The sequence below is a fragment of the Streptomyces mangrovi genome (assembly GCF_900114215.1).
In the GTDB taxonomy this organism is placed as follows: Bacteria; Actinomycetota; Actinomycetes; order Streptomycetales; family Streptomycetaceae; genus Streptomyces; species Streptomyces barkulensis.
Genome location: NZ_FOSG01000004.1, coordinates 272,638 through 288,226, shown reverse-complemented (window position 1 = coordinate 288,226; position 15,589 = coordinate 272,638). Strand labels below are relative to the sequence as shown.

At 72.6% G+C, this 15,589-nt stretch carries 10 protein-coding genes and 1 pseudogene; 1 reads left to right on the top strand and 10 read right to left on the bottom strand.

Annotated elements, in window-relative coordinates; all coding sequences use genetic code 11:
* Positions 1-78: 78 nt before the first annotated feature.
* The 10 genes and pseudogenes from BM237_RS07885 to BM237_RS07840 form a co-directional block, all read right to left on the bottom strand.
* Positions 79-747: an RES family NAD+ phosphorylase gene (locus BM237_RS07885; protein ID WP_093848797.1), complete on the bottom strand. Its 669-nt coding sequence runs from the start codon at positions 745-747 to the stop codon at positions 79-81.
* Entirely contained in the window at positions 747-1,424 is a 678-nt protein-coding gene (locus BM237_RS07880; protein ID WP_093848796.1) for a hypothetical protein, read from the bottom strand. The genes BM237_RS07885 and BM237_RS07880 overlap by 1 nt, the downstream gene beginning before the upstream one ends.
* Positions 1,421-4,975, bottom strand: coding sequence for a CHAT domain-containing protein (locus BM237_RS07875; RefSeq protein ID WP_093848795.1), 3,555 nt, complete (start codon positions 4,973-4,975; stop codon positions 1,421-1,423). The genes BM237_RS07880 and BM237_RS07875 overlap by 4 nt, the downstream gene beginning before the upstream one ends.
* Before the next feature lie 407 nt (positions 4,976-5,382).
* On the bottom strand, positions 5,383-6,828 hold the full coding sequence (locus BM237_RS07870; RefSeq protein ID WP_093848794.1) for a glyceraldehyde-3-phosphate dehydrogenase: 1,446 nt from the start codon (positions 6,826-6,828) through the stop codon (positions 5,383-5,385).
* Positions 6,829-7,018: 190 nt separating this feature from the next.
* Complete coding sequence (locus BM237_RS07865) at positions 7,019-9,826, bottom strand: DUF5682 family protein (RefSeq protein WP_093848793.1); 2,808 nt, start codon at positions 9,824-9,826, stop codon at positions 7,019-7,021.
* Between the two features lie 35 nt (positions 9,827-9,861).
* A complete protein-coding gene (locus BM237_RS07860; protein WP_093848792.1) occupies positions 9,862-10,974 on the bottom strand; it encodes an ATP-binding protein in 1,113 nt (370 codons plus the stop codon).
* Positions 10,975-10,986: 12 nt separating this feature from the next.
* A complete protein-coding gene (locus BM237_RS07855) occupies positions 10,987-12,447 on the bottom strand; it encodes a VWA domain-containing protein (RefSeq protein WP_245793476.1) in 1,461 nt (486 codons plus the stop codon).
* Positions 12,444-13,862 carry a hypothetical protein gene (locus BM237_RS07850; RefSeq protein WP_093848917.1) on the bottom strand — a complete coding sequence of 473 codons (1,419 nt, stop codon included), beginning with the start codon at positions 13,860-13,862 and terminating at the stop codon, positions 12,444-12,446. Before BM237_RS07850 ends, BM237_RS07855 begins: the two co-directional genes overlap by 4 nt.
* Entirely contained in the window at positions 13,832-14,350 is a 519-nt protein-coding gene (locus tag BM237_RS07845) for a hypothetical protein (protein WP_093848791.1), read from the bottom strand. The genes BM237_RS07850 and BM237_RS07845 overlap by 31 nt, the downstream gene beginning before the upstream one ends.
* Before the next feature lie 242 nt (positions 14,351-14,592).
* A pseudogene (locus BM237_RS07840) lies at positions 14,593-15,045 on the bottom strand (hypothetical protein); the annotation flags it as partial.
* 298 nt (positions 15,046-15,343) lie between these two features.
* Here BM237_RS07840 and BM237_RS07835 point away from each other — a divergent pair.
* A complete protein-coding gene (locus tag BM237_RS07835; RefSeq protein ID WP_010040284.1) occupies positions 15,344-15,547 on the top strand; it encodes a cold-shock protein in 204 nt (67 codons plus the stop codon).
* Positions 15,548-15,589 lie beyond the last annotated feature (42 nt).

Here is a 15,589-nt window from a genome sequence, read left to right as displayed (position 1 = left end):
GGGGGACGAAACGGCCGACACCCGCCCCTGCCTCGCCCCTTGAGAGGCACGGCGGGGGCGGGTGTCGTGTCGCGCCCGTCAGCCTCCGAGGCCCTCGGGCACGGATACCTGCGCCCGCAGCGGCTCCAGCAGCCGGTTGACCTCCTTGAGGTCGGTGGCGGATTCCAGGCGGTAGCTCTCTTCCGGGATCCGGACCAGTGTCCCGGGTGCGCAGCGGTCGCCGAACAGCTGCAGGGCCCTGCGGGGCCGGCAGCGCTTGGAGGTCCAGCACAGGCCCTGGGCCGCGGCGCTGTGCCTGCGGATCAACTGCACCCAGTAGCGCGTCTTGTCGTACTCGCGCTCCTCGCAGTCCACCAGCCACTCGTCCTGCCACACGGCGGCCAGCCCCTCGGCCGTGGTGAGGTCGACAAGGGTGACGTCGGCCGCGGTGCGTACGGCCGAGAGGCGGTACCGCGACGCCTGTGCCCAGGGGATCATCCGGACGGCGGTGCGGTTCTCGAACTCCCTGGACCGCAGGAAGACCTCGGCCAGAGCGGCCACCGGTTCGAGGGCCGCGTAGAGATAGGGGTATCCGTCCGGCTCCATGGCATCGAAGCGGTTGCCCTTGAAATAGCCGTGCGCGAGGCGGGGGTTGAACTCGGCCGGACCGTAACGGTCGCTGTGGAGACGCCAGAGGAGGGTCCCGGCCGGCAGCACGGTGAGGACCGGTGCCATGGTGACTCCGTCGGGCGGGATCTGGAGCGCCATCAGTCGGCCTCCACCAGTTCGGCGGCGGCGAGTTCGATCTCCTCGTCGGGCAGATCGCCCAGGAGTTCCGCCGGAACGCCCCGGAGCCAGCTGTTCCCGCCCAGCCACCAGTCGGCGGCCCCCCAGGGGTCCACGTCGGCGCGCAGGATCCCGTTGACGCGCAGCACGACGGGAAGGGGTTCGAGCGTGCCCGGCCGGAACTGGAAACGCGGGTAGCGCGGGCCGGAGCGCGGGTCGGGCAGCCGGATCAGGCCGGTGTCGCCCCACTGTTCGGTGAGGAGTCCGCAGCGCTCCCGCTCGGTGAGGGCGGGAGCGGCGAGCAGACGCTCTCTGGCCAGTCTCAGCAGCTGTTCGGGGGCCGGCTCCGCGGGAGGGCCGTCGAGCAGGTCCAGCAACGTGTCGACGGCGGCGGGAGCGGGCAGTTCCCGGCCGCCGGCGCCGCCGGCGTAACGGTGGCCCGCCAGCGCTTCGGAGAGCGGGTGTTCGGGCGGGAGAGCGGACAGCGCCCTGCGCAGCCGGCGCGCGGCGCGGGCCGCCCGGGCGGCGTGGTCGTCGCCCACCGCCGCCCGCAGTTCGCGCAGAGCGCCGGCGGCCTCCTCCCGTTCGTCGTCCCGGAGTGCGGCGGCCACGGACTCGCCCTGGGCCAGCAGCAGCGCGATCAGTTCCTTCGGCGTCACGGCCTGGCTCCTCCCGCCGGGTTTCCGTGGTGGACGAACGCGGCCCAGGTGTCCGTGTCACAGAAGTCCCTGTTCCACCGGGCGGGACGGACCTTCTCCAGGGCACGGACGCAAAATCGGCGGCCGGGTTCGGTGAGCATCCAGCGCTGGGCGGCGCGCAGCGCGTCCGGCGGCGCCAGCCCCGCGGTGATCCGGTCGTGCAGCACCAGCATCAGGATCTCCGACTCCCCGTCGTCCACCGCCCAGCGGGCTCCGACGGCATCGGCCGCGAGCCGGTGGACCAGGACGGAGGTGACGGTGAGGGCCTCGTCGTGGTCACGGGTGGTGAGGTCGGTCTCGCAGGCCCCGCACACCACCAGAGGACCGCGGGAGCGGTACGCCTCACCGTCGTGCGGGGCCTCCAGCAGGGTGGTCAGAGTCAGCGGCCGGTCCGTCCCCCCGGCCTCCTCGGCAGGGGCCAGTTTCAGCGCCGAGGTCGTCGGGTCCGGGCCGGCGATGCCGTGACAGGAGAGGTGGAGCATGGAGGCGGGCGCCTCGGCACGGCCGCCGAGCAGCGACAGGACCGCTTCGGGCGTCGCCGGCCCGGCGGCGTCGTCCTCGTCCAGGCGGCGCTCCGCCCGGGGGTAGTAGAACTGATGCAGAAGCCTGATCTCGTCCTCGGCCCAGGCCAGTCTGTCGTCGCCGTGGTAGACCAGCGCGGGCCGCTCCTTCGGGCTCATACGGCTGCGGGCCGAGGAGCGGAGGAACTCACGGCCGGAGGCGGCGTGGGAGACCACGGCGACCTCGCACGCCCGCACCGTGTCCGGGCCGGCGAGCCCGGACGGCGGGCGCAGCACCGCCGCCGGCCAGGGCACCACGCCGAGGTCCCCGCACGGGACCAGAACGAGCCGCACCGCCTCGGGCCCCGTCCCGCCACCGCCCGGCTCCGCTCCCAGGCCCGATTCGGCCAGAGCCCGTTCCCACAGGCCGAGAGCGTCCAGTACGGGGGACAGCACCTCCCCCGCCCACCGGCACACCTCCTCGAATGCCTGGCGGCGGCGTCCGGCGACCCGTTTCCGCTCCTGCGGCGACACCGCGTCGAACGGCGTGTCGAGCAGTCGCTGCCGCTCCGTGCCGGCCCGGACGAAGGCGTCGACCGCCCCGCGTCCCTCTTGCGAGAGCGCGGGCAGGGGCACGGCCCGGACGGGCCCGGCGGGGGTGGTGACGACAAGCGCGCCGTCCTCCGCGCCGGTTCCGGGAAGCAGGTGCACGAGGGCGTCGACACCCGCCCGCGCCAGGCCGGCGCGGAGCCCGGCGACCGTTTCGGAGGGTGACTGCTCGTCGGTGCGGCCCTGCTGCCCGCGCAGCAGTTCCAGTGCGCGGCTGCGGACGTCGCCGGGGAGTCCGGGGGTGCCGCCGGTGAGCGCGGACAGGACTTTCAGGGGGGACTCGGCCTCCTCCTGCCGGAGGGGCGGCGGTGCCGGAGCGGCCTCGCGCCACTGTGCGGCGAGGTCGGCCGCGCCGAGTGCCTCGAGCCGGTCGGCGACGCCCCTGGACTCGGCCGCGGCGCCCAGCACCAGCGAACGGCCGGCCTCCAGGCAGGCCAGCGCCTCCTCCGTCCGGCCCACGCGCAGCGCCCAGGAGGCGGCGACGCGACCGTGGTCGGCGCCCTGGCGTGCCACACGCAGTCCGTGCCGCACCCCCAGTTGCAGCAGAACGTCGGCGGCGGTCGCGCGCAGCGAGTCGCGCGCGGCGGCCACCGCGGCCAGCAGGTCCTCGTCCGCCTCCGGTGTGCCGGGGCGGGCGGCCGCCCGGTCGGCGTGCAGCGAGGCGAGGTCCCAGTACAGAGAGGCGCTGACGGGCGTGCCCCCGGGCGGAAGGGCGGCCAGGGCCTCGCGCACTTCCCCGACGGCCTCGTCGAGGGCCGCGACATCACCGGTGAGGCGGTGCAGCAGGCTCAGACCGCTCGCCACCAGGCCGCGGGTTCTGGCCTCGAAGTCGAAGGTGATCCCAGCCCGTCCCAGCACGGACCGGGTGCGGCGGATCCCCTCGGCGACACGGCCGGGATCGGACTCGAGTGCGCCGCTGAGGGAGAACGCCGCCGCCCAGCCCGAGTCCAGCAGGTCGCGGATGGCCGGGGTCTCCACCGGTGCCTCCAGGGCTTCCTCGATGTGGACCCCGGCCTTGCGGACGTCGCGCACGTCCCTGGTGAGGAAGGCACGGGTCAGATGGGCCAGTCCCAGCATGAACGGGACGAGGGCACCGCCCCAGACCGACGGCTCGGGAAGCTCGTGGTCCAGGTCGAGGAGCTCCTCGATCAGCCTGTCCACGGCCGTGACGTCCCCGTTCTCCTGTGCGGCGGTCAGACGGTTCCTGATCCGCAGGCACGCGGCCCCGGCCCTCAGCTCGGCCGGCACGGGGATGTCCGGAGCGGCCCGGGAGAGCAGGCTCTCCATGAGGGCCATGGCGGCTTCCTCGTCCTGGAGGCTGCCGCCCGTCGCGGCGGCCACCTCCAGGTTGCCCGCGGTGACGGCTTGGAGCCACTCCCTGTCGGCCGGTTCCCGCAGCTCGCCCGCCTCGTCGAGCTGCCGCAGGATACGCAGCGACGAGCGGAACGCCTCCCTGTCGCGGGTGCGCATTCCCTCCGTGATGTGGAGCATGGCGGCGGTCATGCGTGAGGACGGCGAGGCTTCCGGCCCACTGTCCAGTCGGCCGATGACCTTCCTCAGCTCCTCGCTGCCGACCGCCCCGGGGTCCGACACCCCGACGACCGCCATGAGATGCAGCGCGTCCTGCAGAATCTCGTCGGACGGGATCTCGGCCCGCTCCGGCGCGCCCGGCTCGGCGGGGCGGTTTGAGAAGGTGCCCAGCATCGAGAGTGCCCCGTCCAGCAGAGGGCGCAGCGGCCGCGGAAGCAGACCGGCGTTCCTCCGCACCAGCTCCGCCGCCTCGGCCATCGATCCGGGGTCGCCGACCCTCCCCGGATCCATGAGGAAACCGGCGAGCCGCAGGATGTCCTCCTGCCGAAACGGGGCTTCGGCCAGGAGACCGGCCTCGGCGCCCAATCGCAGCAGCAGTCGCATGTCCTCCAGTGTCCCGTCGCCTCCCCGCTCCTCCGGAGTGCCCGCGCCCGCCACCGCCCTGACCAGGTCCACGGTCAGTGCCTCCGCCTCGCTCACGGCCTGCCCCAGCGGAGCCACCCGGGAGGCGAGCAGCAGCATCAGGCTCTTGGAGGCAGCCGTGCGCTCCTCGGCACAGAGCCGTTCCGAGCCCCGAGCCTCCTGCAGCAGAGGCACGGCCGCGTTCCGGTCCTCCGCGGCCCCGTCCAGGACGAACCTGACGGACCGGAGCGTCCCGAGTCTGGCCCTCAGGCGGGCCGCGGTCGTGCCGGATTCCGGCAGCTGTTCGAGGAGGGACTCCAACCCGGTGATCTCGCCGTCGAGTTCGGTCCCCCGTATGCCCTGGTAGGGGGTGTTCCGGAAGGTTCGCGGCAGCGGGACCGCGCAGTCGGCGGTGCGGGCCAGGGCCGTCGCGGCCCGGGCGGACGGTGATTCGGCGTCGGCATCGCTCATGGGTCATCCCTCCCCCCGCCATCATGCCCACTTCCCGGCCGCCGCGCGGGCCGATGCGCGATGCGGGCGGCAACGCCCGGAATCCGCCCCGCCACCGCCCGGAACACGCCCTGCCGGAGTGGGGGGACCGCCGGGAGCCCGCGGGTCTCGCCCGGCCCTCCGGCGCCCCGGCGGACCTCGAGGCGGCGCGCCGGGGCGGGGCTGGTGCTGGGGACGGAGACGGGGACGGGGACGGGGACCGGCGAGGTGCGGGTGCCGTCGTCCGGCGTCACGGGTCTCGGCGCGGTGGACTCCTGTCCGGCGCCGTAGGCGCGTCCGGTCCCTCTTCTCGTCCGGAAAGAGCCGATGCCGCGCCCCGCCCGCCGGGTCGCCGGACCGGGCGGGGCGCGGAAACCGAACAGCCGGGGTCAGACCGCCGGGGCCGGGTAGGTGGGGTACTCGACCCCGGAGACGTGCTGGACGACGCGGACGACCTGGCAGGAGTAGCCGAACTCGTTGTCGTACCACAGGTAGAGGATCGCGTTGTCGCCCTCGACCTTGGTGGCGCCGGCGTCGACGATCGAGGCGTTGCGCGAGCCGATGAAGTCGCTGGAGACCGCGTCGGGGGCGCTGATGAAGTCGATCTGGCGCTTGAGCGGCGAGGTCAGCGACACGTTGCGGAGGTAGTCGAGGACCTCCTCGCGGGTGGTCTCGCGGGCGAGCTGCAGGTTGAGGATCGCGATCGAGACATCCGGCACGGGGACGCGGATCGAGCTGCCGGTGATCTTCGCGTCGAGGCCGGGCAGCGCCTTGGCGACGGCGGACGCGGCGCCGGTCTCGGTGATGACCATGTTGAGCGGCGCCGAGCGGCCGCGGCGGTCGGACCTGTGGTAGTTGTCCAGCAGGTTCTGGTCGTTGGTGAACGAGTGGACGGTCTCGACGTGGCCGCGCAGGACGCCGTACTCGTCGGCCATCGCCTTCAGCGGCGGCACGATCGCGTTGGTGGTGCAGGACGCGCAGGACAGGATCCGCTCGTCGGGCTTGATCGTCTCGTGGTTGACGCCGTGGACGATGTTGGGGACGTCGCCCTTGCCCGGCGCGGTCAGGACGACCTTGTCGACGCCGGGGCGCAGGTGCTTGGACAGCCCCTCCCGGTCGCGCCACCTACCGGTGTTGTCGATGAGGATGGCGTTCTTGATGCCGTACGCGGTGTAGTCCACCGCCGTCGGGTCGTCGGAGTAGATCACCTGGATCTCATTGCCGTTGGCGATGATCTTGTTGTTCGCCTCGTCGACGGTGATCGTGCCCTGGAACTGACCGTGGATGGAGTCGCGGCGCAGCAGGGACGCGCGCTTGACGAGGTCCTGGCCGGCGGCCTTGCGGACGACGATGGCGCGCAGCCTCAGGCCGTTTCCGGAGCCGGTCTTCTCGATGAGCAGACGGGCGAGGAGGCGGCCGATGCGGCCGAAGCCGTAGAGGACCACATCGCGCGGTTCGCGGCACTTGATCTTGTTGTCGCCCGTGGCGCCGGCGACGGCCTCGGCGGTGAACTCATCCACCGACAGCCCGCGGTCGTCGGCCCTGTACGTCGCGGCGAGCATGCCGATGTCGATCTGGGAGGGGCCGAGGTCGAGCGTGGTGAGAGCCCGCAGGAACGGCAGCGTCTCGGTGACCGAGAGCTCCTCGCCGGCGATCTGCCGGGCGAACCGGTGGGTCTTGAGGATGCTGACCACCGACTTGTTCACCAGGGAGCGGCTGTGGAGCAGGATCGTGACGTCCCGCTCCCGGTGCAGCTTCCCGATGATCGGGATCATCGACTCCGCGATCTCCTCGCGGTTCTTCCAGTTGGTGAACGAGTCCACGGTGGTAGTCACAGGTTCATCTTTCGAGCTAGGCGGTGCTCATATGTTAAACACCCCCTATTTTGATCACCCACGCGGTACCGCCCTCACCGGGGGTGCGACGGCGGCCGGCAGCACGGTTGTGGGGCTGCGGCCCGGCAAGGGGCCGGAGCCCGTCGGTCCGGCCGGTGGCGGCCGGTGCCGCCGCACCCCCTGATCGGCCTCACGAAGCGGCCAGCAGCGCCTCCAGTGCCACCGCCGTCCGCGGGTGACGGTCGGCCAGCGCCGCGCCCGGCGGGGCGGACTCCGCGCTCTGCCACGTGCCGTCGCAGCCCAGCAGACCGGCCACCGCGTCGCACGCCGCGGGATGGGCGGCGAGCAGCGCCGCGCCCGAGGCCCGAGCGCCCGAGCGCCGTGCCGGACGTACGGCCTCCGGCTCCGCTCGCGCCCGCCACGGCGGCACCCATGCGTCCAGTGCCGCGAGCCGTCCGGGGAAGGTCCGCCCGGCCTCGCGGATCAGCAGCGGGGCCAGTTCGGCGCCGTCCGAGCGCAGGGTGGTGATCAGAGTCGGCAGCCACGGCAGGAGCACATGGTCCGGCAGCCGCGCGAACGCGTTCGACACGGCTTCCACGACGAAGTCGGCGAGACCGGGGACGGGCTCCAGCGCGTGCAGGAAACCACTGAGGTAGCGCGGGTAGGCGGGCACCACCATGGGGTTGCCGAGCATCTCGTCGCACCTGGCCCGCAGCTGCGCGCGGGTCAGCTGCCCGAGGTGCGTCCGGGCCGCCCACAGCAGCGCCGTCTTCGCCGGGTCCCGCGGACGGGACTGGGCCAGGGCCAGCTCCAGCTGTGTCCGGTCGCACCCCAGCGACAGCGCCAGGCTCTCCATCCCGAACAGGAAGCCCAGCATCGCCCCCACCTGGCGGACGCCCGCGTCGTCGTCGGTGAACGCCGTCGGCAGCAGGGTGCAGTAGTGCGCGTATCCCGCCTTGACGAAGGACTCGATCCACGGCGGCAGGACCGGTTCGCCGGTGCGGTAGTACGCCAGCAGCCGCCGCACCCGGCGCAGCACCTCCGGAGCGCCGTCCACGCTGCGCTCGGCCGACAGCACCTTCAGGGCGTGGGCCCCCAGTTCGCCGGCGAGGCGGTGGCCGCGCAGATACAGCACCGTGTCCTCGACCGCACCGAGGACGGTCGCCGCGGTGGCCCGTGAGTCGTACGCCGTGCGGCGCAGACGCTGCTCCAGCACCTGCTCGACGCTGACGCCCTCGTAGCCCAGCTCGATGAGCGAACGCTGGTGCGTGCCCAGTGCCAGATCCCAGGACTCCTGAATCGGGCGCTCCCCCAGCTTCCGCTCCCCCATGATCGGCCGTGCGGCACCGTGCGGCATCAGGCGGCGCAGTATCCACAGCACGTCGGAGCAGCTCTCCAGCTCCGGCCGGGCGGCCATGTCCAGCAGCGCTCTGCGCACACCGCGCTGCTGGAGTTTCAGGTTCAGGGGAGCGAGCCGGTCGTGGACATCGCGGGCCAGGGGCGGCAGCGCGTCGTAGCCGACCCGGCCGACCCGGTCGCCACCCATCATGATCTCCACCAGGCGGCGCACGTCGCGCCGGCCGGGCACGGTGTCCTTCTCGATACAGGTGACGGCCGCGTCCTGGAAGTCGTACGGGGTCGGCTTGGCCCGGTCGCGTATCCCGGCCAGCAGGATCGACGTCTCGAACACCGCGATGGCGTCGGCGGTGGAGGCCGGATAGCCGCTTCGGCGCGCGGCGCGCACGATCTCCACCGACCAGCCCAGCAGTTCCGCCTCGTCCAGCCCGTCCAGGACGGGCGGCCGGCCGAGGAAGCCGGTCAGCCTGTCCGAGGGCGGGGCCTGCTCCGCGGGAGCGGCCGCCACGGCCTTCCGGGCCTTCGGCCTCCCCGCCCCCGCCTGTCCCGCGAGGCGGTACGGCTCCACGCGGGTGCGCCTGAGGTTCTTCGCCCAGAGTGTCGCGGCGATCGACACCGAGCCCGCGGCGAGGCCGAACTGCGCCTCGATCGCCGCGTGGCTGGAGGGGATCAGGCCGTACTGCCACCTGGTGGCGGTGCGCGGACCGATCTCGAAGGTGTCCTCGCCCAGAACGCCGAACTCGGCCACGCGGCTGGCCGCGTGGAAGGCGCCGCAGACGTAGAGACAGTCCGCGGGGTCGGTACCGGTCTCCTGAAGGTGCCTGCGCATCCTGGTCCACATGTGGCGCTCGCGGTCCTCGTCCACGCGCACCCGGTGGGGGTCGCCGGGCGCCAGGCGCCTGAAGAGGCTGCCGATCAGGAACATCACCTGGCGGTAGGTGTCGTGGTCGCTCTCCCCGAGCGGCAGTTCGACGTACTGGTGCCACCACTCCGACCAGTGCCGCACCCGCCCGTGGCGCAGCAGATGCTCCTCCAGTTCGGCGAAACGGGGCCGCAGGTCGCCGATCTCCACGCCGACCGCGTCACCGTGCAGCGCGGCCTCCTCCTCGGCCGGCGCCTCGGGACCGGAACCGGCCCCGGTGGCGTGCGCCCCGCGCGCGTCCCACTGGAAGACGTGGTCGCTGGAGCGGTCGACGAGGACCAGTTCGACGTCCGGGGTCTCCAGCGCGTAGGCGATCGCCTGGTACTCGGCGGACGCCTCGGTGATCGGCGCGACCACCGACAGCGGCGACCACTGCGCGGGGAAACCGTCGACCTCGGCCGCGAACGCCTGTACCGCCACGGGGAGCCGGCAGTTGCGCAGCTCGGTCAGCAGCGGCGCCATGTCCTCGCACAGCTCCAGGTACACGGCCTTCGGCCGTTTCTCGCGCAGGCGGCGTGCCATCGCGGTCGCCGAGGCGGGCGAGTGGTGGCAGACAGGGAAGATCTCCAGCGGCTCGTGCACCGCACGGTCGATGTCGTCGACGATGCCCAGCAGGATCTCCTCAAGGGCGTCCGGTCCTCCGGCGAACGCCGTGGCGGCTTCCCTCAGTTGCGTGCGCAGCGCGGTGAAGGCGGTCTCGTCCGCGGTGGTCTCGTCCACGGTGGTTCCCTCCGGGGCTCCTCCGCTCACGGCCCTCACGACAGGGTGGCGATCGCGTCGCGGCCGCCCTCGAGGAACTCCGGCCAGGAGCCGCCCTCCTCCCTGCTGCGCGGTTCGACGACACCGTGCAGGTACTTGTTGAGGATGGCCAGGTCCTCCGGCTCGCGCCGGGCCAGCGATCCGACCAGTGAGGAGGCCAGGGTGCGGGCGGTCAGGGCATGCTCGCCGAAGAAGTTGCCGTGCAGGATCGCGTCCTCGAGCACGCCGATCTGCTCGGCGGTGGACAACGCGGACTCCAGCCTCTCGTCGTCGCTGCCGGCCGCCGCCGAGGAGGCGCGCAGGTCCGCGAAGCTCTGCAGCAGCACGTCCAGCAGCGTCGGCGGCACGTCCAGCTCGATCCGGTGGCGGCGCAGCAGTTCCCCGGTGCGGAAACGGACGATCTCCGCCTCGCTCCTCTTGTTCGTCACCACCGGGATGCGGACGAAGTTGAAACGGCGCTTGAGCGCGGAGGACAGGTCGTTGACACCCCGGTCGCGGCTGTTGGCGGTGGCGATGACCGAGAAGCCGGGCTTGGCGAAGACGATGCCCTCGTCGTCCAGTTCGGGGACCGAGACGTACTTCTCGGACAGGATCGAGATGAGCGCGTCCTGGACGTCGCTGGTGGCGCGGGTGAGCTCCTCGAAGCGGCCGATCGCACCGGTCTCCATCGCGGTCATGATCGGCGAGGGGATCATCGACTCGCGCGACTGGCCCCTGGCGATGACCATGGACACGTTCCAGGAGTACTTGATGTGGTCCTCGGTGGTGCCGGCGGTGCCCTGGACCACCAGGGTGGAGTTGCGGCAGATCGCGGCGGACAGCAGCTCGGCCAGCCAGCTCTTGCCGGTGCCCGGGTCACCGATGAGCAGCAGACCGCGGTCGGAGGCGAGCGTGACGATGGACCGCTCGACGAGACCGCGGTCGCCGAACCACTTCTGCGGGATCTCCCTGTCCAGGCCGTCGGAGCGCTCGGAACCGAGGATGAACAGGCGGACCATCTTCGGCGACAGGCGCCAGGAGAACGGCTTGGGGGCGTCGTCGACGGACTCCAGCCAGTCGAGTTCCTCGGCGTACTTGAGTTCGGCGGGGGCACGCAGCAGGTCGGACATGTGAGGGCCTTTCTAGGTGAGGAAGGTCTTGAGTTCGTGGACGAGCTTGCGGATGTGGCCGGAGAGCACCGGTGCGCCCAGGTCCTTGAAGCGCTCCCGGAACCACGGGTTGACGCTGCCACGCCCGGAGCTGGTCACCGATCCGACCGGGATGAACCTGGCTCCCGAGCGGTGGACGGCGGCCATGGACTCGAGCAGCTGCTCGTGCCGCCATTCGTAGAAGTCGGAGATCCACACCACGACGGTGTTGCGGGGCTCGGCGATCTTCGGCTGGGCCAGTGCCATCGCGGCCGTGCCGTCGGTGCCGCCCCCGAGGTTGGTGCGCAGCAGGGTCTCGAAGGGGTCGTGGACCCAGGGTGTGAGATCGAGTGCCCGGGTGTCGTAGGCGATCAGATGGACGTCCACCTTCGGCAGCCCGGCGAAGATCGACGCGAGGATGGTGCAGTTGACCATCGAGTCGACCATGGAGCCCGACTGGTCAACGACCACGATCAGCCGCTGGGGCGTGGTTCTGCGGGCGGTGTGCCGGTAGTAGAGGCGGTCGACGTACAGCCGCTCCTGCTCCGGATCCCAGTTGGTGAGGTTCTTCCAGATCGTGCGGTCGAGGTCGAGGTTGCGAAACACCCTCTTGGGCGGGACCGAGCGGTCCAGGGCACCGGCCGCCGCCTTCTCGACCTGGGTGCGCAGCACTTCGGCGACCTCGTCGACGAAGCGGCGGATGAGGGCCCTGGCATTGGTCAGGGCCACGCCCGAGAGGTTGTCCTTGTCCCGCAGCAGCTGCTCGATCAGGGACATGCTGGGGGTCAGCCGCGCGGCCAGCTCCGGATCCGCCAGGACCTCGCGCAGGTGCATCCGCTTGACCAGGTCGGCCTCGATGGCGCCGAGTTCCGGACCGATCTCCGGGATCAGCCGGCCGAGGTCGAAGGCCGCGTCCGGGCCGCCGGTACCGGTCGGGCCGGCGGCCGTACCGGGGCGGCCGCCGCGCAGCTCACCCGGCCCGCAGCCGAGTGCGCGCTCCAGCCAGCCGGCATCGGACTGCCAGCGCGCCAGCTGCCCGGCGGTGACCCTGCCGGAGCCGGGGGCGAAGACGCCCAGCAGCACCTTCGCGGCCAGTGCCGCGCGCCGCACCTCGGCGGCCCGGTCGCGTGCGTCGCCGTCGGCGCCGGGACCGGGCGTCATCAGACCGTCGAACTCGGCGGCCAGGTCCGGGTGGCGCTGCACGATCGAGTCTACGGAGGCATGCGGGTCCAGCAGTGCGGACGGCAGGCCGATGTCCTCGACGACGGCGAGGCTCGCCGACTCCAGCGTGGGCTGCTCCTCGTGGTCGAAGAGACGAGCCAGGAGCCGCCAGTACAGGACCTGGCGGCGGTTTCCGTGGAGGTCCGCCCCGCCGTCCGGCTCGGGCGCGTTTCCGGCCCCGGCAGGGCGCCCGGTGGTGTGTTCGGCGGTCTGCTCGGTGGTGTGCTCGTTCATTTGCGCAGCAGCCTTCCGGCCCGCTCCCGCAGCACTGCCACGGCGGCGGTCGCGGCCTTCTCCGCCCTGACACCGGCCTTGTCGGCCGTACCACCGGCCCATCCCCCCGCGTGGAGCGTGACCGTCTTCTTCCGCACGGTCGTCTCGACGGCCAGGGGCTGGACCCGGTATGCCCCGGCGTCCCAGCGCAGGAGCCCGATACACGCTCCGGACGCCGCCACGGCCTCGGGGGTGAGGGGGCCGGCGGCCGGGATCCGGTCGGTGTCGACGGCCAGGGGATGCCCGGCGACGGTGAACGTCAGCGCGCCGTCCTCCTCCTGGGCGGTGTAGCCCTCCAGGAAGACGGGAACGGCGATACGCGCCGGGTGCCGGTCCAGCGGCGCGGTCGCCGGGTCGGCCGCGGCGGGCAGGGCGACACGGGCGGTGGCGAAGGCCTCGGCGGGCTCGCCCGGACGGGCGTACTCGTCGTCCCAGAGGAGGTCGCCCTCGGCGGTGACCGGCATGTCGGCAAGGTCCATCGACCGGCCCTCCCCGACGGCCGCCAGGAGCGATGTGCGGGGGCGCAGCAGCTGCCACAGACCGGCCCCCACGACCGTGTCGGGCTTGGGCACCGCCACCGCGGCCCGCACCAGACGGGAGGCGGAGCCGTCCGCGGGCTCGAGCACGGCGTGGACCTGCGCCTGTACGGCGGTCGCGTGCTCGTGCACGTCGACGCCGAGCGGCAGGAGGCGTCCGGTGACGGTACCGGCCGCGGGTACGTCCGCCGCACCGGGCAGTGTCAGCAGCATCGCGCGCGACCACAGGTCGGCCCAGCGCCGTACCGGGACGCGCTCCAGCGTCGCACCGGGACAGGAGGCGGCGAGTTCGGCGGCGAAGCCGTCCAGGAGGACGGCCTGCCGGCGCAGGGACGGATCCGGAAGCATCGCGGAGACGACCTGCGCGGACGCGGAGACCACATCGTGGTCGATGCCCCGCCATCCGGCGCGCGCCAGGTCGACCAGCCACGAGCGGGCGGCGGCGAGCAGGTTCACCGTCCGCTGTCCGCCGGGCGTGAGGACCGTCTCCGCGGAGCGGGCCCGGCCGGTCGCCTCCTGCAGACGGGCTGTCAGCGCGTCGTGGACGGATCCGAGCAGTGCGGTGCGGGCGGCGGCGAGGGCGGTGAGGTGCTCCTCGCCGGCGGAGGCGGCCGCGGTCTTCTCCGCCGCCTCCGCGACCCTGGCGGCCAGTGGAGTTCCCGCGACCGCCTCGGCGAGCCCGGCCAGAGCCGCGGCCTGGCCGGGCTGGGGCCGGACCAGGCCCGCGACGAGGGCCTGGTCGAAGGCGTCGACCGCCGCCAGGACTTCGTCGAGTCCGTCGACGGGCTCGGTGAGCAGATCGGCGCGCATCACACCACCGCCCTGGTCGGCGGAAACCAGTGCATCTCCGGCAGCGGTGCGGTGGTCGGGGCGAGTTCCAGATAGGCCAGGTGACGCAGGAACCGGCTGAAGACGGGCGCCGCGGCCCCGGTGTCGCCCTGCGGCGGGCATGTGCGGGCCATGGCGGTGGTGACGGCCGACGCGTCCGGCTCCTCCTGCGCGGTCTCGACCCGCAGGTAGCGGGCGACGCGCTCGGCGCCGTACTGCAGTACCGCCTCGCCGACCAGGGCCCGGATGTGGTTGCAGAACGACCCCCGCGCGCCGCCGCACGGCCGGTTGTTGTTGGTGCTGCAGGCGAACGCGTAGTCTCCCGCGGCGACCGACGAGACGTAGACCCGCCCGACGTCCGAGCCGCTGGACACCACTCCCTGCAGGCGTCCGTCGGCCAGTTCGACGAACGGCACCTTGGCGAGCTTGCGCGGCCGTGCGGGCGGTATCACCCGTGCCGTGCTCGACCTCTCCCAGTCTGACAACGCACCGTCTCCCATGCTTCAGGGGCCTTCCACACCACAGCGGCGGGACATGGCCGGAAACATAGGCGCGGTCACTGACAACGCCGTCGCCACCCCGCCGGGTCAGGAGACGGCGCAGGTCCCGCCGCTGAGCGTGAACGCGGCCGGCGCGGTGTTCGGACCGTCGACGGCGGCGGGGCGCCGGTGTCGCGGATCACGGTCTCGCCCTGGAAGCCACTGCCCCGCTCCCCCACGACCCGGTGGCCGACGGAGCAGGCGCCCGCGTAAGCGTCGGCGGTGGTGTCGTGCACCTCCAGCACGCAGATCAGCCGGTTGGCCTTTCACCGGTCGATGACGTCGGCCACGTCCTCCGGGCTGTTCTCGCTCCAGCGGTGGCCGCTCGCGAGAACGACGCGAACGGTGTCGGCGTCCGTCTCCTTGATGTCGGCGAACGACTGCGTCTCGCCCCGGTGGCAGGTGTGGGCGTGGTGGACACCGCGCATGACGAAGTCGTCGCCGTCCGCCTCCACCGGGCGGCCGTCCTCGATGTGGAGGCCGGCCGCCGGTGCGCCGGAGGGCCCGGCGTGGGCGGCCGGGCCCGTGGCACCCGTGCCGAGGAAGGCGGCCAGTCCGGCCAACAGGGCGACCGGTGCTCTTGTTCCTCTCACCGCGACTCCGGAAGGGAACGGGAACCGACGTGGGTTTCCGATGGATTTTGGGAGCGATCCCATGCTTCTCGCCCTGTTCGCGCCCCGTGAAGATGACGCACACGGTTACCCGTCCGGACGGCCGGAGGGACGCCGCCCGGCGGGCCGGGTCCGTAGGAACACCGGGACACGCCCGGCCGCGTCGGTAGCGGTCGCCGACCGTGCGGTGTAGCGTCGTGAACAGCAGTCGTGGTTCCGAAGTCTCGTTCGCCCGTGGTCACGATCACGGGCGTTCTCGCTGTTCAGCTCATCTCCGGACCAGGGCGATCACCTCCCGGGCCCACAGAGCGGGTCCGGTCCCCTCAAGGAGAAGGAGACAATCATGGCCAAGGGCACCGTGAAGTGGTTCAACAGTGAGAAGGGCTTCGGCTTCATCGAGCAGGAGGGCGGAGGTCCCGACGTCTTCGCCCACTACTCCAACATCGCGGCCCAGGGTTACCGTGAGCTGCAGGAGGGCCAGAAGGTCGAGTTCGACGTCACCCAGGGCCAGAAGGGCCCGCAGGCGGAGAACATCCGCCCCGCCTGACCCCGGCGCCTCCACGGGCCCGGCACCCCGAAGCGGGGTGCC

What these genes read in the sequence shown, in the direction of transcription:
- BM237_RS07885 (WP_093848797.1), bottom strand. Translation starts at nt 747, where the DNA reads ATGGCGCTCCAGATCCCGCCCGACGGAGTCACCATGGCACCGGTCCTC.
- BM237_RS07875 (WP_093848795.1), bottom strand. Translation starts at nt 4,975, where the DNA reads ATGAGCGATGCCGACGCCGAATCACCGTCCGCCCGGGCCGCGACGGCC.
- BM237_RS07860 (WP_093848792.1), bottom strand. Translation starts at nt 10,974, where the DNA reads ATGTCCGACCTGCTGCGTGCCCCCGCCGAACTCAAGTACGCCGAGGAA.
- BM237_RS07855 (WP_245793476.1), bottom strand. Translation starts at nt 12,447, where the DNA reads ATGAACGAGCACACCACCGAGCAGACCGCCGAACACACCACCGGGCGC.
- BM237_RS07845 (WP_093848791.1), bottom strand. Translation starts at nt 14,350, where the DNA reads ATGGGAGACGGTGCGTTGTCAGACTGGGAGAGGTCGAGCACGGCACGG.
- BM237_RS07835 (WP_010040284.1), top strand. Translation starts at nt 15,344, where the DNA reads ATGGCCAAGGGCACCGTGAAGTGGTTCAACAGTGAGAAGGGCTTCGGC.